23 protein-coding genes and 1 pseudogene are annotated in these 25886 nt (G+C 59.5%); 14 read left to right on the forward strand and 10 right to left on the reverse strand.

The window, feature by feature from the left end:
* The 6 genes from murC to lpxC all read left to right on the forward strand — a co-directional run bounded on the left by murC (nt 1) and on the right by lpxC (nt 6696).
* Entirely contained in the window at nt 1-1437 is a 1437-nt protein-coding gene (gene murC, locus BLT77_RS01755) for a UDP-N-acetylmuramate--L-alanine ligase (RefSeq protein ID WP_245709837.1), read from the forward strand.
* Nucleotides 1430-2350 carry a D-alanine--D-alanine ligase gene (locus BLT77_RS01760; RefSeq protein ID WP_090361005.1) on the forward strand — a complete coding sequence of 307 codons (921 nt, stop codon included), beginning with the start codon at nt 1430-1432 and terminating at the stop codon, nt 2348-2350. The genes murC and BLT77_RS01760 overlap by 8 nt, the downstream gene beginning before the upstream one ends.
* Before the next feature lie 42 nt (nt 2351-2392).
* Nucleotides 2393-3112, forward strand: coding sequence for a cell division protein FtsQ/DivIB (locus BLT77_RS01765; RefSeq protein ID WP_245709838.1), 720 nt, complete (start codon nt 2393-2395; stop codon nt 3110-3112).
* Between the two features lie 3 nt (nt 3113-3115).
* Nucleotides 3116-4351 (forward strand): cell division protein FtsA, encoded by a 1236-nt coding sequence (ftsA, locus tag BLT77_RS01770; RefSeq protein WP_090361008.1) that lies wholly within the window; start codon nt 3116-3118, stop codon nt 4349-4351.
* A 106-nt stretch (nt 4352-4457) separates the two neighbouring features.
* Nucleotides 4458-5684 (forward strand): cell division protein FtsZ, encoded by a 1227-nt coding sequence (gene ftsZ, locus BLT77_RS01775; protein ID WP_090361012.1) that lies wholly within the window; start codon nt 4458-4460, stop codon nt 5682-5684.
* A gap of 100 nt (nt 5685-5784) precedes the next feature.
* Nucleotides 5785-6696, forward strand: coding sequence for a UDP-3-O-acyl-N-acetylglucosamine deacetylase (lpxC, locus tag BLT77_RS01780; RefSeq protein ID WP_090361014.1), 912 nt, complete (start codon nt 5785-5787; stop codon nt 6694-6696).
* 5 nt (nt 6697-6701) lie between these two features.
* Here the strand turns inward: lpxC and BLT77_RS01785 are convergent, their stop codons facing one another.
* The gene (locus BLT77_RS01785; RefSeq protein ID WP_090361017.1) at nt 6702-7148 is read right to left on the reverse strand and encodes a DUF721 domain-containing protein; all 447 of its coding nucleotides are present in this window, start codon (nt 7146-7148) and stop codon (nt 6702-6704) included.
* A 31-nt stretch (nt 7149-7179) separates the two neighbouring features.
* On the opposite strand from BLT77_RS01785, the gene BLT77_RS01790 reads away from it, so the two are divergent.
* The 3 genes from BLT77_RS01790 to mutT all read left to right on the forward strand — a co-directional run bounded on the left by BLT77_RS01790 (nt 7180) and on the right by mutT (nt 11289).
* The gene (locus BLT77_RS01790; protein WP_090361020.1) at nt 7180-8085 is read left to right on the forward strand and encodes a M23 family metallopeptidase; all 906 of its coding nucleotides are present in this window, start codon (nt 7180-7182) and stop codon (nt 8083-8085) included.
* Between the two features lie 73 nt (nt 8086-8158).
* A complete protein-coding gene (gene secA / locus BLT77_RS01795; RefSeq protein ID WP_090361023.1) occupies nt 8159-10846 on the forward strand; it encodes a preprotein translocase subunit SecA in 2688 nt (895 codons plus the stop codon).
* Nucleotides 10847-10908: 62 nt separating this feature from the next.
* Complete coding sequence (gene mutT / locus BLT77_RS01800; protein ID WP_176819160.1) at nt 10909-11289, forward strand: 8-oxo-dGTP diphosphatase MutT; 381 nt, start codon at nt 10909-10911, stop codon at nt 11287-11289.
* 7 nt (nt 11290-11296) lie between these two features.
* On the opposite strand, the gene yacG is transcribed toward mutT, so the two are convergent.
* The 9 genes and pseudogenes from yacG to BLT77_RS01845 form a co-directional block, all read right to left on the reverse strand.
* Nucleotides 11297-11500 (reverse strand): DNA gyrase inhibitor YacG, encoded by a 204-nt coding sequence (gene yacG, locus BLT77_RS01805; protein ID WP_090361029.1) that lies wholly within the window; start codon nt 11498-11500, stop codon nt 11297-11299.
* Nucleotides 11497-12252 (reverse strand): cell division protein ZapD, encoded by a 756-nt coding sequence (locus tag BLT77_RS01810; protein WP_090361032.1) that lies wholly within the window; start codon nt 12250-12252, stop codon nt 11497-11499. Before BLT77_RS01810 ends, yacG begins: the two co-directional genes overlap by 4 nt.
* Entirely contained in the window at nt 12230-12853 is a 624-nt protein-coding gene (coaE, locus tag BLT77_RS01815) for a dephospho-CoA kinase (RefSeq protein ID WP_090361035.1), read from the reverse strand. Before coaE ends, BLT77_RS01810 begins: the two co-directional genes overlap by 23 nt.
* A complete protein-coding gene (locus BLT77_RS01820) occupies nt 12850-13731 on the reverse strand; it encodes a prepilin peptidase (RefSeq protein ID WP_090361037.1) in 882 nt (293 codons plus the stop codon). The genes coaE and BLT77_RS01820 overlap by 4 nt, the downstream gene beginning before the upstream one ends.
* 36 nt (nt 13732-13767) lie before the next feature.
* The gene (locus BLT77_RS01825; protein ID WP_090361039.1) at nt 13768-15006 is read right to left on the reverse strand and encodes a type II secretion system F family protein; all 1239 of its coding nucleotides are present in this window, start codon (nt 15004-15006) and stop codon (nt 13768-13770) included.
* Nucleotides 15007-15014: 8 nt separating this feature from the next.
* Nucleotides 15015-16544: pseudogene (gene pilB, locus BLT77_RS01830) on the reverse strand (type IV-A pilus assembly ATPase PilB); the annotation flags it as partial.
* A gap of 66 nt (nt 16545-16610) precedes the next feature.
* On the reverse strand, nt 16611-17048 hold the full coding sequence (locus BLT77_RS01835) for a pilin (protein WP_090361045.1): 438 nt from the start codon (nt 17046-17048) through the stop codon (nt 16611-16613).
* A gap of 216 nt (nt 17049-17264) precedes the next feature.
* The gene (gene nadC / locus BLT77_RS01840) at nt 17265-18104 is read right to left on the reverse strand and encodes a carboxylating nicotinate-nucleotide diphosphorylase (RefSeq protein ID WP_090361048.1); all 840 of its coding nucleotides are present in this window, start codon (nt 18102-18104) and stop codon (nt 17265-17267) included.
* Between the two features lie 6 nt (nt 18105-18110).
* Complete coding sequence (locus BLT77_RS01845; protein ID WP_090361051.1) at nt 18111-18611, reverse strand: retropepsin-like aspartic protease family protein; 501 nt, start codon at nt 18609-18611, stop codon at nt 18111-18113.
* A 45-nt stretch (nt 18612-18656) separates the two neighbouring features.
* Here BLT77_RS01845 and ampD point away from each other — a divergent pair, with 45 nt between their 5' ends.
* The 5 genes from ampD (at nt 18657) to aceF (ending at nt 25828) form a co-directional block, all read left to right on the forward strand.
* On the forward strand, nt 18657-19235 hold the full coding sequence (ampD, locus tag BLT77_RS01850) for a 1,6-anhydro-N-acetylmuramyl-L-alanine amidase AmpD (protein WP_090361054.1): 579 nt from the start codon (nt 18657-18659) through the stop codon (nt 19233-19235).
* Nucleotides 19236-20084 carry a beta-lactamase regulator AmpE gene (gene ampE / locus BLT77_RS01855; RefSeq protein ID WP_090361057.1) on the forward strand — a complete coding sequence of 283 codons (849 nt, stop codon included), beginning with the start codon at nt 19236-19238 and terminating at the stop codon, nt 20082-20084.
* A gap of 581 nt (nt 20085-20665) precedes the next feature.
* The gene (gene pdhR, locus BLT77_RS01860; RefSeq protein WP_028111535.1) at nt 20666-21421 is read left to right on the forward strand and encodes a pyruvate dehydrogenase complex transcriptional repressor PdhR; all 756 of its coding nucleotides are present in this window, start codon (nt 20666-20668) and stop codon (nt 21419-21421) included.
* Nucleotides 21422-21496: 75 nt separating this feature from the next.
* Nucleotides 21497-24163, forward strand: coding sequence for a pyruvate dehydrogenase (acetyl-transferring), homodimeric type (gene aceE, locus BLT77_RS01865; protein WP_090361059.1), 2667 nt, complete (start codon nt 21497-21499; stop codon nt 24161-24163).
* Nucleotides 24164-24178: 15 nt separating this feature from the next.
* Nucleotides 24179-25828, forward strand: a complete 1650-nt coding sequence (gene aceF / locus BLT77_RS01870; RefSeq protein WP_090361061.1) for a dihydrolipoyllysine-residue acetyltransferase — start codon at nt 24179-24181, stop codon at nt 25826-25828.
* The last annotated feature ends 58 nt before the right edge of the window (nt 25829-25886 follow it).

Below are 25886 nucleotides of genomic sequence, written 5' to 3' on the forward strand. Positions count from 1 at the left end.
ATGCAGAACGGAATGGGCGCCATGCGCCGAGTAAAAGCGATTCATTTTATCGGAATCGGCGGTGCGGGCATGGGCGGCATCGCCGAGGTGCTGGCCAATGAGGGCTATCGCATCAGCGGCAGCGACATCGCCGAAAATGCGGTGACCGATCGGCTCAAGGCGCTCGGGGCAGTGATTCACCTGGGCCACGATGCCCGCTGGGTGGCCAACAAGGACGTGGTGGTGGCTTCTACCGCCATTGCCGACAGCAATCCGGAGATCATGGCGGCCCGTGAGCGACGGATTCCCGTGGTGCAGCGTGCCCAGATGCTGGCGGAACTGATGCGGTTCCGCCACGGCATCGCCATCGCCGGTACCCATGGGAAAACCACCACCACCAGTTTGATCGCCAGCATCTTTGCCCAGGCGCAGCTGGATCCGACCTTTGTCATCGGCGGACTGCTCAACAGCGCCGGCACCAACGCCCGGCTGGGGTCGGGTAAGTTTTTGATTGCCGAAGCCGATGAGTCCGATGCCAGCTTCCTGCATCTGCAGCCGATGGTGTCGGTGGTCACCAACGTCGAACCGGACCATATGGACACCTATGGTGGTGACGTGGGCCGGTTGCACGACACCTTTATCGAGTTTCTTCACAATCTGCCGTTTTATGGTCTGGCGGTGGTGTGTGGCGACGATGACGGTGTGCAGGCGATTCTGCCCCGGGTTAGCCGTCAGGTGACCACCTACGGCTTTGGCAGCGACGTCGACGTGCAGGGGCGGGATTTCGTTCAGCACGGCACCCACAGCGAGTTTGTGGTCCAGCGCCATGGCTGCGATGACCTCAAGGTGACCCTGGCGCTGCCTGGGAGGCACAACGCCCTCAACGCCCTGGCGGCCATCGCGGTGGCCTCCGACGCCGGCATCGACGATGCGGCCATTGTCTCAGCCCTGGCGCAGTTTGAAGGCATCGGCCGCCGCTTCCAGCAGTACGGTGAATTTGATACCGGTCGCGGCCGGGCCTTGCTGGTGGACGATTACGGTCACCACCCCAGCGAGGTGGCGGCCACCATTCGCGCTGCCCGTGCCGCCTGGCCCGAGCGCCGGCTGGTGATGGCGTATCAACCGCATCGCTACAGTCGCACCCGGGATCTGTATGACGATTTCTGCCAGGTGCTGGGCGAAGTGGATCAGTTGCTGCTGCTGGAGGTGTATGCCGCCGGTGAGGAGCCGATTCCCGGCGCCGACAGTCGCGCCCTGGCCCGGTCGATCCGTGGCCGGGGGAAAGTGGACCCCATCTACGTGGCCTCGCCCCAGGCGTTGCCCGGAGTGTTGGCGGACCTGATTCAGGACGGTGACGTGGTGATGACTCAGGGGGCCGGCAACATTGGCGCCCTGGCCAAGCAGTTGGGCGCGATGAAGTTGAGTATTGACGCCATGAAAGAGGTAGGCGATGAGTAAGTTTGGCAAAGTGGCGGTGATGTTCGGTGGCAGCAGCGCCGAGCGGGAGATCTCTCTGAATTCCGGACAGGCGGTTCTGGCCGGATTGCAGGCCGCCGGCGTGGACGCTCACCCGTTTGATCCGGCGGAGCGCCCCCTGGCTCAGCTGCAGCAGGAGGGGTTCGATCGGGTGTTTGTGGTGCTTCATGGCCGTGGCGGCGAGGACGGTACCCTGCAGGGAGCCCTCGACCACATGGGCCTGCCCTACACCGGCAGTGGCGTGCTTGGCTGCGCCCTGGCCATGGATAAGATTCGCACCAAGATGCTGTGGGCCGGCATGGGGTTGCCGACGGCGGCCTTTGAGGTGGCCCGCCAGGAGACGTTTCAGGCCGACCAGGTTGGCGCCATGTTGGCGCGCCTGGGTGGCAAGGTGATGGTGAAACCTGCCAATGAAGGCTCTTCCATCGGCATGGCCATTGCCGACACCGAGTCGCAGCTGCAACAGGCCATCGAAGCGGCGCTGGAATACGACCGCCAGATCCTGATAGAGCGTTTCATTGATGGCCCCGAGTACACAGTGTCAATCCTCGGAGAGCAGGCGCTGCCAGCCATCGAGATGCAGACCGACAACCAGTTTTACGACTATCAGGCTAAGTACCAGTCCACTGCGACCCGCTACCTGTGTCCGTGTGACCTGTCTGAAGGGGAAGAGCAGCAGCTTCGAGCCCTGGCTCTGGATGCGTTTAAGGCAGTGGGCGCCAGCGGTTGGGGCCGGGTGGACGTGATGCGCAGCGCCGATGGCGAGTGGCAGTTGCTGGAGGTGAATACCGTGCCCGGCATGACCCAGACCAGCTTGGTGCCCAAGGCGGCGCAGGCCACCGGCCTGGATTTCCAGGCTCTGGTTGTGGCCATTTTGGCCCAGACCCTGGGGTAAGCCATGGTCTCCTTGCCGGCACTGCCTAAATGGCGATGGCCAGTGGTCAACTGGTATTCCCTGATGGGGGTGCTGTTGCTGGTGCTGGTGCTGGTGCTGTTGGCATGGGGCGGCAACCGTCTCGGGCAGACGCTGGCGGACGCCGATCGGTTGCCCATCAGTGAAATCGCTCTCGTGGGGGAGCGGCAGTTCACCTCGGATGCCGAGGTGCAACAGGCGCTGACAGAGATTGACGGCGCCAGCCTGGTGACCGCCAATATGCAGGGTGTGGCTGCGGCGTTGACCGAATTGCCCTGGGTTAAGCGGGTGACGGTACGCCGGGAGTGGCCCAACCGCCTACGGGTGTATCTGGTGGAGCAGCAGCCCCGGGCGCACTGGAATGGCGACCACTGGCTGAATCAGGATGCGGATGCATTCAGCGCGCCGGCCCGACCCGGGTTGGTGCCGCTGCCCGAATTGTGGGGGCCGGTGAACAGCAACCCAAAAGTGTGGCAGCACTGGCTGATCTTCAGTCAGCTTTTGCGGTTAAATGGGTTTGAGCCGGCGGCGCTGGAGTTGACGGCCCGGCATGCCTGGAAGGTGCAGCTCAAAGACGGACTGGAGCTGCGGCTGGGAAGAACGGACGGCGTCGAGCGTCTGCAACGGTTTATTGACCTGTGGCCGACACTGAAAACGCAAGGAAGACGAGCACAATACATTGATCTTCGGTACGATACGGGATTGGCCGTGGGTTGGCAGTTAGAACAACAAGAGAATCAGTAGATCATGACTAAGAGTCAGGAACGTAACCTCATCGTCGGGCTGGATATTGGCACCTCTAAAGTGGTGGCGATCATTGGTGAGCTGATGCCCGATGGGGTCATCAGCATTGTCGGCCTGGGCAGCCAGCCTTCCCGCGGCATGGACAAGGGTGGCGTCAACGATCTTGATTCGGTGTCACGCAGCATCAAAAACGCCATTGGTCAGGCGGAGATGATGGCCGATTGTCAGGTCAGCTCGGTGTTCCTGAGCATCTCCGGCCGTCACGTAGACAGCCAGAATGAAAAGGGGATGGTCTCTATCGACGACGATGAGGTCACCCAGGATGACGTCGACCACGCCATCCACACCGCCCGCTCGGTGAAGATTCCCACCGAGCGTCGAATCTTGCACGTGCTGCCCCAGGAGTTCAGCATCGATGAGCAGGAGGGGATTCGCAGCCCGGTGGGCATCTCCGGCATGCGGATGCAGGTCGACGTGCACATCGTCACCTGTTCCAACGACTGGGCCAAGAACATCATCAAGTGTGTGGAGCGTTGTGGCATTCAGGTGGAGGACCTGGTGTTCTCTGCCCTGGCTTCCGCCGATGCGGTGCTGACCCAGGACGAGAAAGACCTCGGCGCCTGCCTGGTGGACATCGGTGGCGGTACCACCGACATCGCCATCTACACCAATGGCGCCCTGCGTCACTGTGCCGTGATTCCGGTGGCCGGCAATCAGGTCACCAACGACATCGCCAAGATTTTCCGTACGCCGCTGGCGCATGCCGAGCAGATAAAGGTGCAGTACGCCTGTGCCCGCAGCGCGCTGGTCAGCCAGGAGGAGAGCATCGACGTTCACTCTGTCGGTGGCCGGCCGTCGCGGACCATGTCCCGCCATACCTTGGCGGAGGTGGTGGAGCCCCGTTACCAGGAGATCTTTGAGCTGGTGCAGGAGGAGCTCCGCAGCAGCGGCTTTGAAGAGCAGGTGGCGGCGGGGATCATTCTCACCGGAGGGACCTCTGCCATCGACGGCGCCGTCGAAGTGGCAGAGGAGTGCTTTGGCATGCCGGTCAGGGTGGCTATCCCTACGGAATCCAAAGGGTTAAATGAATATGTCAGTGAGCCAAGCTTTGCAACACCCGTTGGCTTGCTGTACTTTGGCGCCGAAAGAATCCGCGATCGCGAACGCGAGCGGGAAACCGGCAACGGAGTCACCAGCTTTCTGGATCGAATCCAAGGCTGGTTTAAGGGTGAATTTTAGCGGTCGATGGCAGCGGGACAGGGTAGGATAGCGCTCCTGTCTGCATGATGCGGCGGCCGCAGGGTCGATAGAACAATTTGGACGCAGGCTAAACGGAGAGATATGTATGTTTGAGGTTGTGGATGCGCACACCGAAGATGCCGTCATTAAAGTGATCGGTGTAGGTGGCGGTGGCGGTAATGCCATCGAACACATGGTCGAACAGACCATCGAAGGAGCTCAGTTTATCGTGGCCAACACGGACTCGCAGGCACTGCGCAAGTCCTCGGCGGGCACCACGATTCAGCTGGGCAAGAATGTCACCAAGGGACTGGGCGCAGGCGCCAACCCGGCCATCGGCCACGAAGCGGCCATGGAGGACAAAGAGTCCATCCGCGCAGCCCTGCAAGGATCCGACATGGTATTCATTGCGGCAGGCATGGGCGGTGGCACCGGTACCGGCGCGGCGCCGGTGGTAGCCGAAGTGGCCAAGGAGGAGGGCATCCTCACCGTGGCAGTGGTGACCAAGCCGTTCGTGTTTGAAGGCAAGAAGCGCTCGGCCTACGCCGAACAGGGCATCCAAGAGCTGTCCAAGCACGTAGATTCACTGATCACTGTGCCCAATGACAAGCTGCTGAAGGTTCTCGGTACCAAGACCAGCCTGCTGGAGGCGTTCAGCGCTGCCAACAATGTATTGCTGGGTGCGGTGCAGGGGATTGCCGAACTGATCACCCGCACCGGTCTGATTAACGTCGATTTCGCCGACGTGAAAACCGTGATGTCCGAAATGGGCAATGCCATGATGGGCACCGGTGTGGCCCGCGGCGAAAACCGTGCCGAAGAGGCGGCGGAAGCGGCCGTCTCCAGCCCGCTGCTGGAAGACATCGATCTGACCGGCGCCAAGGGCGTATTGGTGAACATCACCTGTGGCATGGATCTGTCCATCGAAGAGTACACCCTCATCGGTGACCACGTTCGTGCCTACGCCTCCGAGAACGCCACCATTGTAGTGGGTACCGTGATCGAGCCGGAGATGAGCGACGAGATTCGAGTCACGGTTGTGGCTACCGGCATCGGTGCCGATAAGAAGCCGGACATCCAGATCGTGGTACCGCCGAAAGCGGCGACGCCACCACCTCAGCCGGTTGCAACCCCGGCACCGACCCAGAATCTGGAGCAGCCGGCGGTATCCATGCAGCCGATTCGGGTAGAACCGGCGGTCAGCAGCGAGCCGGCAGCACCGCAGCCGACAGCACCGAGCTCCAACCCGCAAAGCAATGCCGCACCGGCGCAGGACCCTCAGAAAGGGGCCTACCTGGACATTCCGGCATTCCTGCGTAAGCAGTTGGATTAAGCCACTGGAAATTGTCTCCTCTGACCAGATTTTGGCCTGAGGGACTTTTTCTGGTAGAATATGCGCCCTTAATTGAGTTTATACGAGAGCAGGACCGTCTATGAGTAAACAACGCACTCTGCAACGCCCGGTTCAGGCTACTGGTGTGGGTCTCCATTCCGGTAACAAGGTAACCATGAGCATCAATCCCGCCCCAGTGGGCACCGGGATTGTGTTTCGTCGTACCGATCTGAGCCCCGCCGTTGAGATTCCTGCTGCCGCAGGTCTGGTGCGTGAAACCACTCTGTGTACCGGTCTGGTGAATGAACAGGGTCACCGCATCGCCACCGTTGAGCACCTGCTGTCGGCTCTGGCCGGCCTGGGTGTCGATAACGCCGTTATCGAGGTGGATGCCCCTGAGATTCCGATTATGGATGGCAGCGCCAGTCCATTTGTCTTTCTTCTGCAGACCGCCGGTCTTGTGGAGCAGCCTGCGTCCAAACAGTATCTGCGTATCCGCAAGCCGATTCGGGTGGAAGAGGGTGACAAGTGGGCCGAGTTCCGCCCCTACAATGGCTTTAAACTCAACTTCGCCATCGACTTTGATCACCCGGAGATCGCCCGTAGCCAGCAGAAGATGGTGATGGATTTCTCCTCTGCCGAGTACATTAAGCAGGTGAGCCGCGCCCGTACCTTTGGGTTTATGCGCGACATCGAGTACCTGCGTGCCAACAACCTGGCACTGGGCGGCAGCATGGAGAATGCCGTGGTTCTGGATGAGTTCCGCATCCTTAACCCGGATGGTCTGCGGGTCGACAATGAGTTCGTCAAGCACAAGATTCTGGATGCCATTGGCGATCTGTATCTGGGGGGCTACGCCATCCTGGGTGAGTTCACGGCGTACAAATCAGGCCACGCCCTCAACAACCAGTTGATTCGGGCCGTACTGGAGCAGCAGGAGTGCTGGGAGCTGGTGAGCTTCGAGAAGCCACAGGAGGTCCCGATGGACTACCTGGCTCCGGTTACCGCTTGATGCGATTATGATTTCTTCTGGCCGCCCCCATGGGCGGCCAGTTTTTTTAGTTTCTCTCCTAAGCTGCCGCCTACTGAATTTGCCAGCTCCTGAAGCTGATCTGCGGCCTGTTGGCTCAGTTGATTGGTGTTTTTTGCAACCGGGCGCTGGATCCTGGATAACCCCGGGTTGACTTTGATCTCAATAGTGGTGAGCATTGGGAAGTTTTGTTGCCTGAGTTGTTGCAGCAGCTGCATTTTTTGAAATTGCAGTCTGGTGGCCCAGGCGGCGGAGTCCGTTTCGATAATGACGACGCCGTTGCGCACATTGGCAACCCGATAGCGGCCATTGAGCTCGTTACCCACTAATTGGGTAACCGCCTGCTGCAATCTTCGCAGAGTGTCGGTCCGCTGGCGCACGTCGACCAGCTTATGGCCCATGAGATCTGCAAGGTCAGTCGGTTTTGATTTCATACCAAGACAATAAACAAAAGATAAGTACTCTATGAGTGTAACAGTCTTTATTAAGGGAAAGCACGGTGTCAGGCACTGGCAACCGGGAGCCGGGTGGTTTTTACTGCCTCTGGTCCTGGTCGCGGCGGGTGTCGGTCTGTGGAAGGTCAGCAATGATCAGCTCCAGGATGCCCTGCGCCAGGTGGCGGAGGCGCAGAAGAGCCAGACCGAAGACCAGGAGCAGGTGCAGGAGATCAAGCAGCTGACCCAGACCCAATTGGCGACCCTGGCGTTGCGCCTGGGCCGCATGCAAGCGCAGATGAACCGGCTTGAATCCCTGGGTATTACCCTGGCCGACAAGGCCGAATTAACTGAACAATTTGATTTTTCGTCTGAAGTAGGCCTTGGCGGAGCCAACGCCGATCAACTCGGTGACGTCGAGTTGAAACAGCTTTTGCTGGAGATGGAGCAGCTCGCCCTGAGATTGCAACGTTCCGATGAAAAGCTGAGCCTACTTGAAACTGTCGATCGCAACCACCATATCGATTTGAGCAGCTATTTGTCCGGGCGTCCTATCGCTAAGGGCTGGCAGTCTTCCGATTATGGGATGCGCAATGATCCATTCACCGGACGGCCCGCGATGCACAAAGGCATCGATTTTGCGGGAACCGAGGGTGGGGATGTCGTGGCTACCGGCGCCGGAGTGGTGACTTACTCCGGCGAGATGTTTGGCTACGGCAATCTGGTAGAGATTGATCATGGTAACGGTTTGAAAACCCGATATGGTCATAATAAGTCGCTTTTGGTCAAGGCAGGCCAGGTGGTCAGTAAAGGTGATGTGGTCGCCGAACTGGGCAATACCGGCCGATCTACCGGACCCCATGTACACTACGAAGTGTTGCGCAATGATCGGCAAGTAGACCCGAACAAATACGTGTATCGTAAGCCCCGCAGCTAGTGGAACTTGAATGGTAACCACGCTGAACTCTGGCTCTGCCAGCCTAAGCGTAAGTCAAAAGTGAATTAAAACGATGTTTGCACAACTCCTCACCAAAATTTTTGGTAGTAAGAACGAACGGACTCTGAAGCAGCTGCGCAAGGTTGCCGAACAGGTCAACCAACTGGAAGCGGAATTCGAAGCGCTGAGCGATGAGCAGCTCAAGCAGAAAACCGAGGAGTTTAAGAAAAGGGTGGCCGATGGCGCCAGCCTGGATGACATCCTTCCGGAAGCCTTTGCCGTGGTCCGTGAAGCGTCCAAGCGCGTGTTTGGCATGCGTCACTTCGACGTCCAGCTGATGGGCGGCATGGTGCTGCAGTCCGGCCGCATCGCCGAGATGCGTACCGGTGAAGGTAAAACCCTGACTGCGACCCTGCCGGCTTACCTGAATGCCCTGACCGACAAAGGCGTTCACGTCATTACCGTCAACGACTACCTGGCTACCCGGGATGCGGAGTGGAACCGTCCACTGTTTGAATTCCTGGGCATGAGCGTGGGCATCAACGTGCCTGGCATGGGCCCGCAGCAGAAGAAAGAAGCCTACGCTGCCGACATCACTTACGGAACCAACAATGAGTTTGGTTTTGACTACCTGCGTGACAACATGGCCTTCTCTGCCCCTGAACGGGTTCAGCGTCCGCTGTTTTACGCCATTATCGATGAAGTGGATTCCATCCTGATCGATGAGGCCCGTACCCCGCTGATCATCTCCGGCGCTGCCGAAGACAGCTCCGAAGCCTACATCAAGGTCGATACCCTCATTCCGAAACTGACCCGTCAGGATCAGGAAGACACCGAGGAGTACACCGGCGAGGGTGACTACACCATCGATGAGAAGGGCAAGCAGGTTCACCTGACCGAGCGGGGCCAGGAGAAGGTGGAGCAGTTGCTGATGCAGATTGGCATGCTGCCTGAGGGGGATTCCCTCTACAGCGCCGCCAACATCTCGTTGCTGCACCACGTCAATGCCGCCCTGCGGGCGCACACCCTGTTTGAAAAAGACGTCGACTACATCATTCAGGATGGCGAGATCGTCATCGTCGACGAGCACACCGGCCGTACCATGCCCGGTCGTCGCTGGTCCGAAGGTTTGCACCAGGCGGTGGAAGCCAAGGAAAACGTCAAGATTCAGAATGAAAACCAGACCCTGGCGTCCATCACCTTCCAGAACTACTTCCGTCTGTACGACAAGCTGGGTGGCATGACCGGTACCGCCGACACCGAAGCGTTCGAATTCCAGCACATCTACAACCTGGATACCGTGGTGGTGCCGACCAACCGTCCTATGGTTCGTGACGATCGCCCGGATCAGGTGTACCTGACCGAAGCGGAGAAGTTTGAGGCCATCATTGCCGACATCAAGGATTGCCAGGAGCGCGGCCAGCCGGCGCTGGTGGGCACCATCTCCATTGAAGCGTCAGAGCTGCTGTCCAACGCCCTGCGTAAGGCCAAGATCAAGCACAACGTACTGAACGCCAAGTTCCACGAACAGGAAGCGCAAATCGTGGCCGACGCCGGCCGTTCCGGCGCCGTGACCATCGCCACCAACATGGCCGGTCGTGGTACCGACATCGTGCTCGGTGGCAGCTGGCAGGCGGAACTGGACAAACTGACCGCCGATGGCGCCAGCGAACAGAAAATTACCGAGAAGAAGGCCGACTGGCAGCTGCGTCATGACGCGGTACTGGAAGCCGGTGGTTTGCACATCATCGGTACCGAGCGTCACGAATCCCGTCGTATCGACAACCAGTTGCGTGGTCGTTCCGGTCGTCAGGGTGATGCCGGCTCCTCCCGTTTCTACCTGTCCATGGAAGATTCGCTGATGCGCATCTTTGCCTCTGATCGGGTCTCCGGCCTGATGAAGAAGCTGGGTATGGAGAAGGGCGAAGCGATCGAGCATCCCTGGGTGACCCGTTCCATCGAAGGCGCCCAGCGTAAGGTGGAAGCGCGTAACTTCGATATCCGTAAGCAGTTGCTGGAGTTCGATGATGTGGCTAACGATCAGCGGAAAGTGGTGTACGCCCAGCGTAACGAGCTGATCGAAAGCGACAGCATCGCCGAAACCATCGAAGTGATTCGTGAGGACGTGCTCAGCAACGTTATCAACAGCTACATTCCACCGCAGTCTCTGGAAGAGATGTGGGACGTTCCCGGGCTGGAAGAGCGCCTGAACTCCGAATTCGCCCTGCAACTGCCCATCAGTGCCTGGCTGCAGGAGGATGATGACCTGCATGAAGAGACGCTGCGTGAGCGGATCATCGAAGCCTGGAGCGCCGCTTACAAAGAGAAAGAGCAATTTGTCGGTGAGCCGGTACTGCGCCAGTTTGAAAAGGCGATCATGCTGCAGACCCTGGACAATCTGTGGAAGGAGCATCTGGCGGCCATGGATCACCTGCGTCAGGGTATCCATCTGCGCGGTTACGCTCAGAAGAACCCTAAGCAGGAATACAAGCGTGAATCGTTCGAACTGTTCGAGAACATGCTGGAGTCCCTGAAGCACGACGTCATTGCCGTGCTGTCCAAGGTGCGGGTGCAGACCCAATCGGAGGTGGACGAGATGGAAGCCAAGCGCCGTGAGCAGGAAGAGGCTCTGGCGGCTCAGCGCAACTACTCCGGTGCCGGTGAGCAGGAGCAGCCACAGCAGCCTAAGGTGGGCCGTAACGAGCCGTGCCCATGTGGCTCAGGTAAGAAATACAAACAGTGCCACGGTAAGTTGGCGTAACTGCCCTGGTACAAAGAATGCCAGTCTTCGGACTGGCATTTTTTTTGACGAAAGGAAGGGTCATGGAGATTCAGAAGATCGTTATCGGCCTGGTGGCCAATGACCGTAACCAGTATTTGATCAGCCTGCGCCAGGGCAAGCAGCACCTGGCAGGCAAGTGGGAGTTTCCTGGCGGCAAACTGGAGGCCGGAGAGACCCCGTTACAGGGGCTGAACCGGGAGCTGCAGGAGGAGGTTGGCCTGGAGGTCGACGACGCCGAGCTGATGGAGCGTAAGGTGTTTGCGTTTTCCGACCGCACCCTGGAGCTGCACTTCTTTCGGGTCATCCGGGTCAGGGGGCAGGCGGTTGCCCGCGAGGGACAGCCGCTGCGTTGGGCCAGCGTGGCGGAGTTAAAGCAGTTGCCGTTCCCCGACGCCAACCAATCGGTTATCGACCGGCTTTAGGGCCGGTTCAGTCCGGCTGTTTAAAGAAATCGCCTTCGTCGTAGCCCAGATCGTCCGGCAGTTCCGGATCCGCCGGGATGGCGTGTTTCTCGTCGGCCCAGTCACCGAGATCGATCAACTTGCAGCGCTCGCTGCAAAATGGTTTGAATGGGTGTTCGTTGTCCCAGGTGACCTTGGCGCTGCAGGTCGGGCATTGTACTTCTAAGGTCATGGGCTCTCCATCGACAGTGACATCATAAAGGGGATGTTACGCACATCGGCGTTGCCCTGCTCATAGTGCATCATATTGATGCTGAATCGATTCCTATGACCGCTGATGATGGGGTAGCACCCGTAGTGATTGTCCAGGCGCAGCCTCAGCAGTGCCAGGGGCTGGGGCGCATTATGGAGAAATTGCCCCTGTACCGCCACCTTGTTTTGCCACGGGCTGCACTCCCGAATCAGTTGCAGCTGTAGCTCAATGGCGTCCAGTACCGGTGCCAGAGTGGCGGTCCACTGCTGCATCTGTGCCAGCCGGGTCTCTTTTGGCAGGTGCAGCCAGTATTGTAGCCGTGGCAGATCGAAGCCACAGGCGCCGCCTGCCAGGCTGATTCGCTGCCGAATCTGGCTGAGGAACTTATCTTGCTTGATGTTCTGGCCCGGCCGCTCCATCTGTTGCAGTGCCTGGCTTTGTCCCTCTAGGGTACTGACCAGGGCGCGCAGTTGTTGCTGATCCACTCCGGCCTGGCTCTGCCACTGTTTGACCAGGGTCAGGCTGTGATCCAGCTGCTTGCCCAGATCACTTTTCAGATCCGTCCGCTCCAGCACCTCACACAACTCAAACAGGGTGCGAAAGAAGCCGCGATGGCTGCTGGCCTGATCGCCGCTGTGGGCGTCGGATAAAGCCTGATGGAGCTGCTCTACCCGCAGGTACAGTCGAGTGCGTTCGTTGAGCGGGTGTTCAAATACCGTTGTCTGAGTCATGGTTCCTGGCTAGGGTTAGATACTGTTGGTGCAGGGTGTCGACCTGTTGAGTAAGGTCGGCCAGATCGCCGCTGTTGTCAATGCGATCATCGGCACCGTCCAACCGTTGCTGGCGACTGGCCTGGTTTGCCATGATGTTTTCCACCAGGCTGCGGCTGTTGTCATCCCGGGCCATGGTGCGGCGAATCTGTTCCGTTTCCGGCAGATCCACCACCACCACCCGCTCCACCAGTGACTGCAGGCCGTTTTCGATCAGCAGCGGGATCACCAGCAGGGCGTAGGCCGACCTGGCCTGTCGGCCGCGCTCGACCATGGTGGTGCGAACCAGCGGATGGATCAGGGCGTTGAGCCAGGCCAGTTCCTGATCGTCGTGAAACACCCGCTGTCTCAGGGCGGCGCGATCCAACTGACCCTCTTCGTCGAGTACTCCGGAGCCGAAATGGTCGACGATGGCCGCCAGGCCGTCGCTGCCGGGGGCGACCACCTCGCGGGCGATGAGGTCGGCATCGATAAGCTCAATGCCGCGATCGGCAAACAGGTTGGCCACGGTGGTTTTGCCGGAACCGATGCCGCCGGTGAGGCCGATCAGCAGGGCACTCACAGGCCCAGCATCCGATTCAGGTACCAGCGGATAATGTCGTTGCCCCACAGGATCGCCACCCAGCCGGCGATGATGATCCAGGGGCCAAAGGGCATGGGGTGGTCACGATTGAGCTTGCCCAGCGCCATCTGTCCGAGGCCGAAGATCGCGCCGAGGACGGAGGAGAGCAAAATGATCAGCAGCAGCGGTTGCCAGCCCAGCCAGGCGCCAAACAGCGCCAACAGCTTGAAGTCGCCGTAGCCCATCCCCTCTTTGCCGGTCAGCAGCTTAAACCCCTGGAACACACTCCACAGGCTCAGGTAGCCAAAAGCGGCACCGATCACCGCTGCTTCCAGCGGCACCAGCCCGCCGTAGAGGTTAAACAGCAGTCCGGCCCACAGCAGCGGCAGGGTGATTTGATCCGGCAGCAGCATGGTATCGGCATCGATGAACGCCAGGGCGATCAGCCCCAGAGTCAGCAGCCAGAGGGCCAGGAAGGTCAGGCTGGGGCCGAAATGCCAGGCCAGGGTGGCGGACAGGATGCCGGTCAACAGCTCCACCATGGGGTAGCGCCAGCCGATGGGGCCCCGACAGTGATGGCAGCGGCCCTTGAGCAGCAGGAAGCTCAGCACCGGAATGTTATGCCGGGCTGGAATCGGGGTCTGGCAATGGCCGCAGCGGGAGCGGGGCACCGCCAGATTAAAGGGGCTGGGCAGATCCGGCATGGTCACCGGCTGTTGGCAATACTCCTGACACTCCTGGCGCCAGTCGCGGTCCATGATCAGCGGTAAGCGATGGATCACCACGTTCAAAAAGCTGCCGATGATCAAACCCAGCAGGGCGGTACCAGCCACAAAAAGCCAGGGCTGCTGTTGCAGTAGAGGAATCCAGTAATCCATTTATCTATTCAGCTGAATGAGTTAACTAGGGAGATCCTAGCCGACCACGCTACCTAATTGGAAGATCGGAAGATACATTGCCACAACTAAACCGCCCACTAAGGTGCCAATGACCACCATCAGCAGGGGTTCGATCAGGCTAGAGAGGCCGTCGACGGCATCGTCCACCTGCATTTCATAGATGGTGGCAATCTTATTCAGCATCTCATCCAGTGCGCCGGACTCCTCGCCAATCATCACCATCTGCACCAACATATCGGGAAAGCGCCGTTGGCCCCGCATCGCCATATTCATCTGCATGCCGGAAATCACCTCCTCGCGGATGGCTGCGATGGCCCGGCGGTAGACCGCATTGCCGCTGGCGCCCCCGGCTGACTCCAGGCCCTCAATCAGCGGCACCCCGGCGGCAAAGGTGGTGGCCAGGGTGCGGGCAAAGCGTGCGATGGCGCCCTTATTCAGGATTGGCCCCACCAGGGGCAGCGTCAGCAGCAGCGCATCGATGCGATCGCGAAAGAGAGCGGAGCGGCGGTGGCAGACCAGAAAGCCCCATACTGACGCCACCAGGCCAGCAACGAAATAGGGCCAGGCGTGTTGCAGGAATCGCGACAGGCCGATCACCATCTGGGTGAACGCCGGCAGCCGGGCATTGAAGCTGGCAAAGATCTCTTCAAACTGCGGTACCACAAACAGCAACAGAATCACGGTGACAATCACCGCCACCACGATCACCGCCGTGGGGTAAAACATCGCCTTCTTGATCTTGGATTTCAGTGCCTCGGCCTTCTCCCAGTAAGTGGCAATCCGGTCGAACACCCGATCAAGGGCGCCGGAATGCTCGCCAGCCTGAACCAGGTCGCAGTACAAATCGTCGAAGTGCAGCCGGTGTGGTCGCAATGCCTGGGACAGGGGCAGGCCGGCTTCCACCTGCAGCAGTACCTCACCAAGCAACTGGCGCATGCCGGCCTTCTCATGGCCCTGGCTGATCATCTTTAGAGTGGTCACCAGCGGCACTCCGGCCAGCAGCATGGTGGCGATCTGGCGGGTGATCACCGCCACGTCCATGGCGTTGACCTTGGCGTTGCGGTTCAACAGGGGCTGAGGCTTGCGTTTCAGCCGGATGGCGTGAATCCCCTGGCGCCGCAACTGGCCCCGGGCTTCTTCCAGGCTGTGGGCCCGAATCTCGCCCTTGGTCCGCTGGCCGGCGCGGTTGGCACCTCGCCACAGGTATTCGATGATTTTCGGCTGCACAGCCGGTGCCGCCTTGCTGATGGACATGGCGCCTCCTAGAAGCTGGTGATGCGGTTAATCTCTGCCAGGCTGGTGAGCCCCTGGGCCACCTTGGCCAGCCCCGACTCTCTCAGTGGCACCATCCCCTGCTTGCGGGCCAGGGCCTGCAGGGCCAGGGAGGTGCCACCGGCCATGATCAGTTCCGCCAGGGCGGGGTTCATGGGCATCAGTTCGTATACTCCCAGTCGGCCTTTGAACCCGCCGGTGCAGTGGCTACAGCCGACGGCCCGATACAGGGTCAGGCCGCCGTCGACCTGTTCGCGACTGAACCCCTCCCGAGTCAGGACCTGTTGCGGGAGGGATTCCGGTTGTTTGCAGTGGGGACAGAGGCGCCGACACAGGCGCTGGGCGATGATCAGCGACACCGAGGCGGCGATGTTGTAGGGGGCCACCCCCATGTTTTGCAGCCGGGTCAGGGTCTCGGCGGCGGAGTTGGTGTGCAGGGTCGACAGTACCAGGTGACCGGTCTGGGCTGCCTTAATGGCAATCTCGGCGGTTTCGAGGTCCCGAATCTCCCCGACCATCACCACGTCGGGATCCTGGCGCAGGAAGGCACGCAGTGCGGTGGCAAAGCTGAGGCCGGCTTTGTTGTTTATCTGTACCTGGTTGATGCCGTTGAGGTTGATCTCCACCGGGTCTTCGGCGGTGGAGATGTTGCGTTGGGCGGTGTTGAGAATGTTCAGACCGGTATAGAGAGACACGGTTTTTCCCGAGCCGGTAGGGCCGGTGACCAGAATCATCCCCTGGGGCCGGGCCAGGGTGTCGCAGAAGCGGGCTTTCTGATCCGGCTCGTAGCCGAGGGCGTCGATGTTCAGCAGTGCCGCCGAGCCATCGAGTATCCGCATTACGATCTTCTCCCCAAACAGGGTCGGCAGGGTTGAGACCCGAAAGTCGATGGATTTTTTCCGTCCCAGCCGCAGCTTGATCCGGCCGTCCTGGGGCAGGCGTCGCTCGGCGATGTCCAGTTTGGACATCACTTTCAGCCGGGCGGAGATGCGACTGGCCAGGTTCACCGGTGGGCTGGAGATGGGGTGCAACACGCCGTCGATGCGAAAGCGGATGCGGTACTCCTTTTCATAGGGTTCAAAGTGCAGATCCGAAGCACCGCGCTTGATGGCATCGGTGAGCAGTTTGTTGATGTAGATGACGATGGGGGCGTCATCCTTGGAGGGGCCAGGATCGTCAACGGCGGCGTCGCTGCCGTCGTCCACTTCGATGCTGCCCAGGTTCTGCTCATCCAGTTCACTCAGCTCCAGGGCATCGAAGTCGTTTTCCAGGTAGCCGTCGATAAAGGCGCCCAGAGGCTCTTCGGCGACCAGGATGGGGATCACGTGGTGGCCGGTATTAAACTCGAAATCCTCCAGCGCGGTCAGGTTGGCCGGGTCGCTGGTGGCCACAAACAGGTGTTGTCCCCGCTTGCCGATGGGCAGGCAGCGATACTGCTCCACCAGTCGCACGCTGATCTGCTCACCGGGCAGGTTGTCGGGGTTGAGGGCCTGAATGTCAAACAGCGGTGTGCCGAAGTCGACCGCCCGGCGGTACAGAGATTCGTCCATGATGGCAGGCGGGGAGGTGCTGCCTCCCCTGCCGAATCAGCACAGACCGGCGGCGACGCAGGTGCCGGATTGGGCCCAGGAGAGGGTACCGGCGCTGGCCGTGGGCGTCAGGATGTAGGTGGCACTGTCGACACCGGCGACGGCGGTGGCAGTGATGCCGGCGGCGGTGTAGGTCACCGAGGCGACATTGGCACCGCCGGCGGCGCCGGCGACGTTGCCGTCGGCGTCGATGCTGACTTTACCGCTGCAGGCGGTGTGCACCGCGGCGGCGTTGCCGGTGGTACCGTTGGTTTGCACGCACACCTCGATTTGGGTCTTGATGGAGCCGGTGGCCGAGATGACTTCACTGAACTTGGCTCGTTTGGTGTAGGTCTGGTAAGCGGGCAGGGCAATGGCGGCGAGAATGCCGACGATGGCCACCACAATCATCAGTTCGATCAGGGTAAAACCACCGGCGTGTTGACGGATTTTCATCAGGATACTCCTTTCCAGAAACGGCTGTCCTTGTCATCGCCCCGGAACTCCTTCCCAGAGCGGCTTCCACTATCAAAACTAGTACAGGATGGGGGTGACACAAGCCAAAAGCCGGCGCCTGAGTCTGCTTTTCGAGGTGAATTGGGTGGTTGTGACTGAAAAGGCGGGAGATTTAGGAAAAGAAAAACGGCACCCCGAGGTGCCGTTTTTGGCGTTTTATTTGAATCGCATCGACAGGTCCACCGCCCGCACGTGTTTGGTCAGGGCGCCGACCGAGATGTAGTCGATGCCGGTGTGGGCAAAACTGGCGATGGTGTCCAGGGTGACGTTGCCGCTGACTTCCAGCTTGGCCCGGCCGCCATTGAGTTTGACCGCTTGCATCTGCATGGTCAGGTCGAAGTTGTCCAGCATGATGATGTCGGCCCCGCCGTCGATGGCCTGTCCAAGCTCGTCGAGGTTCTCCACCTCAACCTCCACCGGCTTGTCGGCGTGCAGCGCGCGGGCGGCGTTGATGGCGGCGGCGATGCCGCCGCAGGCGTGGATGTGGTTCTCTTTGATCAGGAAGGCATCAAACAGGCCGATGCGGTGATTCTTGCCGCCGCCGCAGGTAACGGCGTACTTCTGGGCGGTGCGCAGTCCCGGCAGGGTTTTGCGGGTATCCAGCAGCTTGGTGTTGGTGCCATCCAGTTTGAGCGCGTATTGGTTGACCAGGGTGGCGACGCCGGACAGGGTCTGGACGAAGTTCAAGGCCACCCGTTCGCCGGTCAGCAGGGTACGGGCCGGGCCCGCCAGTTCACACAGTACCTGATTGGCGACCACCAGATCGCCGTCGTCCACATGCCAGTGCAGCGCGACGTCGCCGCCCAGCTGGTTGAAGACCTGCTCGACCCAGGCTTTGCCGCAGAACACCGCTTCCTCGCGGCAGAGGATGGTGGCTTCGCTGTAGCGATCCGCCGGGATCAGTTGAGCGGTGATGTCGCCCTGTTCGGCACTGAGGCCGCCGAGATCTTCCGCCAGGGCGGTGGCGACGGCGAGACGGATGTCATTTTCCAGCATAGTGTGTTACTTCCTGATTGTGAGCGTTTGACCACGTTGCACCAATTCCAGATGCCTCAGGGCATTCATACCCAGAAGAATGGTGTCGTCGTGTTGGCCAGGGTTAAGGCTGGCATCCAGATTATACAAGGTAAGCGCCCCGATTTTGAGTGTTTCTATTTGGGTTCGGTAAACGGTGACGGTGCCGTTGGCGGTGCTGACCGGAAACGGGGCGCCGGCCTGCAGCCCCAGCGATTCGGCCAGGTGCGCCGGAATGGAGGTGGTAGTGGCGCCGGTGTCCAGCATCAGGGTCACCGGCATCTGGTTGAGCTGGCCACTGACCACATAGTGGCCGCGCTGGTTTTGCTGCAGCACCAGTTCGCTGCCGACGGCGTCCGGTTGCTGGTTGGGATTGAACTGCTGCTCCAACTTGTCGTCGAAATAGAGGTACAGCAGGCCCAGCAGCGACAACCAGGCCAGAATCAGCATCGGCTTTCCAAAGGGGCTGGTGGGGCGTGTCTTGTCCATCTTCAACCTGTTACAGTGGCGATGGGATCATTATTAAGTTTCTGTATGCAAAAGGCCAACAGCAATTACACTGAACTGGAGTCCGGCCTTCGCTGGCTGCTGGGTGCCGAGCACCGCTTTTCACCGTTTCAGGACGCCCGCCCGTTGGGGTGTGACGTCGATGCCATTGTCATCCACAACATCAGCCTGTGCCCCGGCCAGTTCGGCAGCGGTTACGTCGATCAGCTGTTTCTGGGTTGTGTTCAGGTGGATCAGCCGGTGCTGGCGGATGTTCGGGGATTACGGGTGTCGGCGCACCTGTTTATTCGACGGGATGGCAGTGTGGTGCAGTATGTCCCGTTTGACCGCCGTGCCTGGCATGCCGGTGTCAGTGAACTGGCGGGGCGCAGCCGCTGCAACGATTTTTCCATTGGCATCGAGATGGAAGGCAGCGATGATCTGCCCTATTGTGAGGATCAATACACCAGCCTGGTTGAAGTAACGGCCGCTTTATTAGATGCTTACCCTCGAATCTCACGTGACCGGATTGTCGGTCACAGCGACATTGCGCCCGGCCGAAAGACCGATCCTGGCCCCGCATTTGACTGGCCCCGTTTTCTGACTGAACTGAACAAGGCGATGTAGATGGCACTGTTTTCCCTGTTGGTGGTACTGATCCTTGAGCGCTTAAAGCTGATTGCCCCCATGTTGCAATTCAACGTGGTATTTGGCGCCTATCAGCGAACGGTGTTTAATGACGTGCAGTTGCGCTCTTGGTGGCGGATGGCGCTGGTGCTGGTGCTGCCGGCGGCCCTGGTGGCATTGCTGGCCCACGAAGTTCAGGGCGCCGCCTACGGGCTCTGGCACCTGGCGTTGTGGCTGCTGGTCGGGGTAGTACTGTTTGGCCACAGTGAGTTGAGAGAGCGCTTTAAGGAGTACCTGCAGGCAGCGTGTCGGGGCGATGTTCAGGCCTGCTTCCATACCGCAGACAAGGTGGACGTGGTGCCGATGGACGCGGTGTCGGAGAAGGAGCTTGGGCAACGGATGGGGCAGGTGGCGGCCTGGCTGAACTACCGCTACTACGCGGCAGTGGCGCTCTATTTTGTGTTGCTGGGACCGGCGGTGGCGACCCTGTACTGCACGGTTCGTGCCTATCACGACCATTTTGAGCGGGCTCAGTTACACCGGCCGCTGGTTAAGCCGTTGCTGGCGCTGATGGATTGGCTGCCGGCCCGTATCGTGGCGTTTGGTTTTGCCCTTACCGGCCATTTCAGTCGCGCCCTGTCGGTGTGGTTGTCACTGGCCTTCCGGCCGACGGTGCCGGCCCGTGAGCTGATCACCGAAGTGGCGCTGGTGGCCGAGGAGATTCCGCTGGAAACCGCGGCACCGGTGTGCGTTCAGTCGACCCTGTCTCTGCTGAAGCTGGCTAAGCGCAATGTCACCCTGTTGTTGATAGTGGTCTCCCTGCTGACCATCTTTGGCTTCCTTAATTAAGCTAACGTCGCCGGTGTTCGACCGGCGGTTCTCCTCCTGCCGGTCGTTTTATCTCCCCCCTGGCCGGGTCGCCTTGAATTAAGGTGGTCGTTTTTCTCACCAATGACGCTATCGGGACTGTCCGAAATCGCCTGCCACAGGTCGGAATTCACTTTTTGCGCCCTGGCGCGGGTGAGCCAGCGCACAAAAGCCCTTGGTCCCAGAGCAGTGCCGCCTAAAAAAACGGCAGCTTTAGGGGGTGTTCAGGGTCGATAGCAATAAAACTAAGTTTAATTGTCGGTTTTGCGAGCTGGTCGATTGATCTGTCTCTCAAAGGTCGGATGATCTAATGTGGCAGCAATCCTCGTTGCTTGCCAGAATCTTATTCATTGATTCTTTTGATATCGTTGCTATGTAAAGTGGTCATACCATTGTGATAAGTCCCTGTTCGGTTTTGTCGATCGGGTCGATCTTTTAATTGCAATGTGTGATATCAATCAAAGTGGTTGCCATTAAAGAGTGTGATCTGGTACATTTCCGTTCGCACTATTAATGGTCATACCAATTGACAAACCATTAACAGACTGGGAAGTTATCCGACCATGGCCTACCAAAAAATTAGCCAGCCTAAGCTGTCTGACGTCATCGTAAACCAACTGGAAAAGATGATTTTAGAGGGCAGCCTGAAACCGGGGCAGAAACTGCCGCCGGAACGTGAGCTGGCGCAACAGTTTGAAGTGTCTCGACCATCACTGCGTGAGGCGATTCAGAAGCTGGAGGTTAAAGGCCTACTCAACCGGCGCCAGGGAGGCGGCACCTATGTGCAGGATCAGCTGTGGAAAAGCCTGGCCGATCCCCTGATTGAATTGCTGGCAGACAATCCAGAGACACAGTACGACTTACTGGAGTTCCGTCACGCAACCGAAGGTATGATGGCCTATTATGCAGCATTGCGGGGAACGGATTCGGACCGTGCAATACTGAAACAGCGAATTGATCGTCTTAATGAAGTTCAAGGTCAGCTGGAGCTTGAAGCGACGGCCATCGTGGACTTCTACCGGGCGGTGGCCGAGGCCTCTCACAACGTGGCAATGTTGCACGTTGTATTGAGTCTTTCGCCACTGCTAGAGCGTAATGTTGCTGAAAACCTTGAGCTTCTTTATCGCCGTGAGGGCTCAGCACACTACGCCAACCTGCATCGGGAAGCCCTGTTAAAAGCGATCCTGAATCGCGAGCCCGAAGTGGCACGCAGAGCGTCCAACGAACATCTGGCCTACATCGAAGAAGTCACTATCGAAGTGCGCCAGGAGGACAGTCGTCAGCAGCGGAGTTTGCGACGCTTGCGAAACGACTACTAGCAGAATGCGAGTAAAGGCAGTCCAGATCCTCTGGGCTGCCCCATCACAAGCAACGATGGAAAGAGGAACATTGTGATGCCGGAAATGATGCCACACGACGTGGATCCGCAAGAAACACAGGAATGGCTGGGCGCCCTGGCCGCGGTCTTGGAGCAAGAAGGCCCGGAACGTGCCCATTATCTGCTGGAGCAGATGATCGACAAAGCCCGTCGCAGCGGCGGCCACCTGCCCTACAAAGCCACCACGGCTTACGTCAATACCATCCCGGTGGGCCACGAGCCGCAAATGCCGGGTAATCAGGAGCTGGAACATCGCATCCGTGCCATCATTCGCTGGAATGCCCTGGCGATGGTGCTGCGAGCCTCCAAGAAAGATCTGGAGCTGGGCGGACACATCTCCAGTTTTGCCTCCAGTGCCACTCTGTATGACGTGTGTTTCAACCACTTCTTCCGCGCCCCGAACGACAAGGACGGTGGCGACCTGGTTTACTTCCAGGGGCACATTGCGCCGGGCATCTACTCTCGCTCCTTCCTGGAAGGCCGCCTGAGTGAAGAGCAGCTGGATAACTTCCGTCAGGAAGTGGACGGCAAAGGCATCTCCTCTTATCCCCATCCGCGCCTGATGCCGGATTACTGGCAGTTCCCGACCGTGTCCATGGGACTGGGTCCCATCGCGGCCATCTATCAGGCCCGTTACCTGAAATACCTCACCGACCGTGGCATTAAAGATTGCTCCGAGCAGAAGGTGTACTGCTTCCTCGGCGACGGTGAAGTGGATGAGCCGGAAGCCTTGGGGGCCATCGGCCTGGCATCCCGCGAAGAGCTGGATAACCTGATCTTCATCGTGAACTGTAACCTGCAGCGCCTCGACGGTCCGGTTCGCGGTAACGGCAAGATCATCCAGGAGCTGGAAGGCGAATTCCGCGGCGCCGGCTGGGAAGTGATCAAGGTGATCTGGGGCCGCTACTGGGATCCCCTGATGGCTCAGGACACCTCCGGCAAGCTGCTGCAGTTGATGGAAGAGACCGTCGACGGCGAGTACCAGAACTGCAAAGCCAAGGGTGGCGCCTACACCCGTGAACACTTCTTCGGTAAGTATCCGGAGACCGCCGAGATGGTGGCCAACATGTCCGACAGCGACATCTGGCGCCTGAACCGTGGTGGCCATGATCCGGTCAAGGTGTACGCGGCCCTGAAGAAAGCCAATGAAACCAAAGGTCGTCCAACGGTAATCCTGGCCAAGACCGTTAAGGGTTATGGCATGGGTGATGCCGGTGAAGGCAAGAACATCGCCCACGGCGTGAAGAAGATGGACATGGATGCGCTGAAGCACTTCCGTGACCGCTTCAACATTCCGTTGAGCGACGATCAGCTGGAAGACATCCCTTACTACCACCCGGGTGAAGACTCCCCCGAGGTGCAGTATCTGCGTGAGCGCCGTGAAGCGCTGAAAGGCTATATGCCGGCCCGCAGCTCCAAGTTCTCCGAAGAGCTGGTGACGCCGCCTCTGAAAGCTTTCGATGCCGTGCTCAAGGGATCCAATGGTCGTGAAATCTCCACTACCATGGCCTTCGTTCGAGTCCTGACTGCGCTGTTGAAGGACAAGCAGATCGGTAAACGTGTGGTGCCAATCATTCCGGACGAGGCCCGTACCTTTGGTATGGAAGGCCTGTTCCGCCAGGTGGGCATCTACGCCCACGAAGGCCAGAAGTACACCCCCCAGGATAAAGACCAGGTGGCGTACTACCGCGAAGACAAGAAAGGTCAGGTGCTGCAGGAAGGCATCAATGAACTGGGTGCCATGAGTTCCTGGGTGGCAGCGGCCACCAGCTACTCCACCAACGATGCGCCGACCATTCCTTTCTACATCTACTACTCGATGTTTGGCTTCCAGCGCATCGGTGACATGGCCTGGGCGGCCGGTGACCAGCGTGCCCGTGGTTTCCTGGTCGGCGGTACCTCCGGTCGAACCACATTGAACGGCGAAGGCCTGCAGCATCAGGATGGTCACAGCCACATTCAGGCCAACACCATTCCAAGCTGCATCACCTATGATCCGACCTACGGCTACGAAGTGGCGGTGATTGTCCATAACGGCCTGGAACGGATGTACGGTGAAGCTCAGGAAGATATCTTCTACTACCTGACCACCCTCAATGAGAACTACGAGCAGCCTGCCATGCCGGAAGGGGTGGAAGAGGGCATCATCAAAGGCATCTACAAGCTGGATACCCTCAAGGGTTCCGGCAAAGGCAAGGTGCAGTTGCTGGGCTGTGGTTCGATCCTGCAGCAGGTGCGCAAAGCCGCCGAGGCCCTGGCCAAAGACTACGGCATCGATGTGGATGTGTTCAGTGTGACCAGCTTCAACGAACTGACCCGTGACGGTCAGGCCGCTGACCGGGTCAACCTGCTGAACCCCACCGCCAAGCCACAGCAAGCGTACATCAGCACAGTCTTGTCTGCCGATGCGCCTGTGGTCGCCGCGACCGATTACATGAAGTCTTACGCCGATCAGGTTCGCGCCTGGGTACCGTCGGATTACAGCGTGCTCGGCACCGACGGCTTTGGCCGTTCCGACAGTCGCTCCAACCTGCGTCACCACTTCGAAGTGGATTCCCGCTGGATCGTGCTGGCCTCACTGAAGTCTCTGGTAGACCGCGGTGAACTGCCGGTGAAGGTCCTGACCGATACCATCGAGCAATACGGTATCGATACCGACAAACAGAACCCGCTGTGGGCCTGATAGGGATTAAGTAAGATGTCACAAATTAAAGAGATCCGCCTGCCTGACGTCGGTGGCGATGCGGTAGAGATCATCGAGCTGTGCGTCGCCGCTGGCGACGCCGTGGAAGCCGAAGGTTCACTGATCACCGTGGAGACCGACAAGGCCACCATGGATGTGCCCAGTGAGGACGCCGGTACCGTGGTTGAGTTGAAAGTGGCCGTCGGTGACAAGGTGTCCGAGGGCGACTTGATCGCCCTGGTCGAAGTGGCGGGTGCCGAAACATCGACCGAAGCACCGGTTGAGGCGCCCGCCGAGGTTGCCCCGGTGGCCGAAGCACCGGTGGCCGAGACCGAAGCCGCCCCGGCCCCCGTCGCGGCTGGTACCCCCAGCCTGCAACAGGTTCAGGTGCCCGACATCGGTGAATCCGGTGAGGTGGACATCATCGAGGTGCTGGTCGCCGTCGGTGATACCGTCGAAGCGGAGCAGGGGCTGATTACCCTGGAAACCGACAAGGCCACTATGGAAGTGCCCGCCCCCTTCGGTGGCGTGGTTAAAGAGCTGAAAGTGGCTGTGGGTGACAAGATTGGCGAAGGGGGCCTGGTGGCGGTACTGGAAACCGTCGCCGCCGAGGAAGCGGTCGTTGAGGCGCCCGTAGCGGCGGCCCCGGTTGAGACCCCGGCCCTGGCCACGTCGGCGCCCAAGCCCAGCGCCCCTCCGGTGCCTCATCATCCCTCAGCGGCCGCGCCAAAGAGTACCGGCGCCGTGTACGCCTCACCGGCGGTACGTCGTCTGGCCAATGAGTTTGGCGTCGACCTGACTAAGGTGAAAGGCAGCGGCCGCAAGAATCGCATCGTCAAAGAGGATGTGCAGGCCTACGTCAAGTACGAGCTGTCCCGTCCTAAGGCCAGCGCTGCCACCAGTACCGGTGCCGGTAACGGCTTGCAGGTGATTGAGCCGCCGAAGGTCGATTTCGCCAAGTTTGGTGAAGTGGAGCAGGTGCCTCTGACCCGAATCCAGAAGATCTCCGGTCCGAACCTGCATCGTAACTGGGTCACCGTTCCCCATGTGACCCAGTTTGATGAAGCGGACATCACCGATCAGGAAGCGTTCCGCAAGCAGCAGAACCAGTTGGCGGCCAAGCTGGAGGACGGCGTTAAGCTGACACCGCTGGTGTTTATCCTCAAAGCGGTGGCCCGGGCGCTGGAGCTGCATCCCAAGTTCAACAGCTCTCTGTCGGCCGACGGTGAGCACCTGGTGATGAAGAAGTACATCCACATCGGTGTGGCGGTGGATACGCCAAACGGTCTGGTTGTGCCTGTGGTTCGTGACGTCAACACCAAGGGCATCAATGAGTTGTCCCGGGACCTGGGGGAGTTGTCCGCCAAGGCCCGTAAAGGCAAGTTGACAGCGTCCGACATGCAGGGCAGCTGCTTTACCATCTCCAGCCTGGGTGGCATCGGTGGGACCCAGTTTACCCCCATCGTCAATGCGCCGGATGTGGCCATCCTCGGCGTGTCCCGCTCCGAGATGAAGCCGAAGTGGGACGGGCAGGCCTTCCAGCCGCGCCTGATGCTGCCGCTGGCCCTGTCCTATGACCACAGGGTGATTGACGGAGCCGATGGTGCCCGATTCATCAATACCCTGAGCCAGACACTGGCTGACATCCGTCGATTGATTCTGTAAATCGGCATATAAAGGCCGACCAATCTGGTTGGCCTTTTGTTTATGGAACCGGGGCAGT

The organism is Ferrimonas sediminum (assembly GCF_900100175.1).
Taxonomy (GTDB): Bacteria; Pseudomonadota; Gammaproteobacteria; order Enterobacterales; family Shewanellaceae; genus Ferrimonas; species Ferrimonas sediminum.

What these genes read in the sequence shown, in the direction of transcription:
- BLT77_RS01835 (WP_090361045.1), bottom strand. Translation starts at nt 17,048, where the DNA reads ATGAAAATCCGTCAACACGCCGGTGGTTTTACCCTGATCGAACTGATG.
- nadC (WP_090361048.1), bottom strand. Translation starts at nt 18,104, where the DNA reads ATGCTGGAAAATGACATCCGTCTCGCCGTCGCCACCGCCCTGGCGGAA.
- BLT77_RS01820 (WP_090361037.1), bottom strand. Translation starts at nt 13,731, where the DNA reads ATGGATTACTGGATTCCTCTACTGCAACAGCAGCCCTGGCTTTTTGTG.
- ampE (WP_090361057.1), top strand. Translation starts at nt 19,236, where the DNA reads ATGGCACTGTTTTCCCTGTTGGTGGTACTGATCCTTGAGCGCTTAAAG.
- secA (WP_090361023.1), top strand. Translation starts at nt 8,159, where the DNA reads ATGTTTGCACAACTCCTCACCAAAATTTTTGGTAGTAAGAACGAACGG.
- ftsZ (WP_090361012.1), top strand. Translation starts at nt 4,458, where the DNA reads ATGTTTGAGGTTGTGGATGCGCACACCGAAGATGCCGTCATTAAAGTG.
- BLT77_RS01785 (WP_090361017.1), bottom strand. Translation starts at nt 7,148, where the DNA reads ATGAAATCAAAACCGACTGACCTTGCAGATCTCATGGGCCATAAGCTG.
- mutT (WP_176819160.1), top strand. Translation starts at nt 10,909, where the DNA reads ATGGAGATTCAGAAGATCGTTATCGGCCTGGTGGCCAATGACCGTAAC.
- aceE (WP_090361059.1), top strand. Translation starts at nt 21,497, where the DNA reads ATGCCGGAAATGATGCCACACGACGTGGATCCGCAAGAAACACAGGAA.
- lpxC (WP_090361014.1), top strand. Translation starts at nt 5,785, where the DNA reads ATGAGTAAACAACGCACTCTGCAACGCCCGGTTCAGGCTACTGGTGTG.
- BLT77_RS01760 (WP_090361005.1), top strand. Translation starts at nt 1,430, where the DNA reads ATGAGTAAGTTTGGCAAAGTGGCGGTGATGTTCGGTGGCAGCAGCGCC.
- yacG (WP_090361029.1), bottom strand. Translation starts at nt 11,500, where the DNA reads ATGACCTTAGAAGTACAATGCCCGACCTGCAGCGCCAAGGTCACCTGG.
- murC (WP_245709837.1), top strand. Translation starts at nt 1, where the DNA reads ATGCAGAACGGAATGGGCGCCATGCGCCGAGTAAAAGCGATTCATTTT.
- aceF (WP_090361061.1), top strand. Translation starts at nt 24,179, where the DNA reads ATGTCACAAATTAAAGAGATCCGCCTGCCTGACGTCGGTGGCGATGCG.
- BLT77_RS01810 (WP_090361032.1), bottom strand. Translation starts at nt 12,252, where the DNA reads ATGACTCAGACAACGGTATTTGAACACCCGCTCAACGAACGCACTCGA.
- ftsA (WP_090361008.1), top strand. Translation starts at nt 3,116, where the DNA reads ATGACTAAGAGTCAGGAACGTAACCTCATCGTCGGGCTGGATATTGGC.
- BLT77_RS01845 (WP_090361051.1), bottom strand. Translation starts at nt 18,611, where the DNA reads ATGGACAAGACACGCCCCACCAGCCCCTTTGGAAAGCCGATGCTGATT.
- ampD (WP_090361054.1), top strand. Translation starts at nt 18,657, where the DNA reads ATGCAAAAGGCCAACAGCAATTACACTGAACTGGAGTCCGGCCTTCGC.
- pdhR (WP_028111535.1), top strand. Translation starts at nt 20,666, where the DNA reads ATGGCCTACCAAAAAATTAGCCAGCCTAAGCTGTCTGACGTCATCGTA.
- BLT77_RS01825 (WP_090361039.1), bottom strand. Translation starts at nt 15,006, where the DNA reads ATGTCCATCAGCAAGGCGGCACCGGCTGTGCAGCCGAAAATCATCGAA.
- BLT77_RS01790 (WP_090361020.1), top strand. Translation starts at nt 7,180, where the DNA reads ATGAGTGTAACAGTCTTTATTAAGGGAAAGCACGGTGTCAGGCACTGG.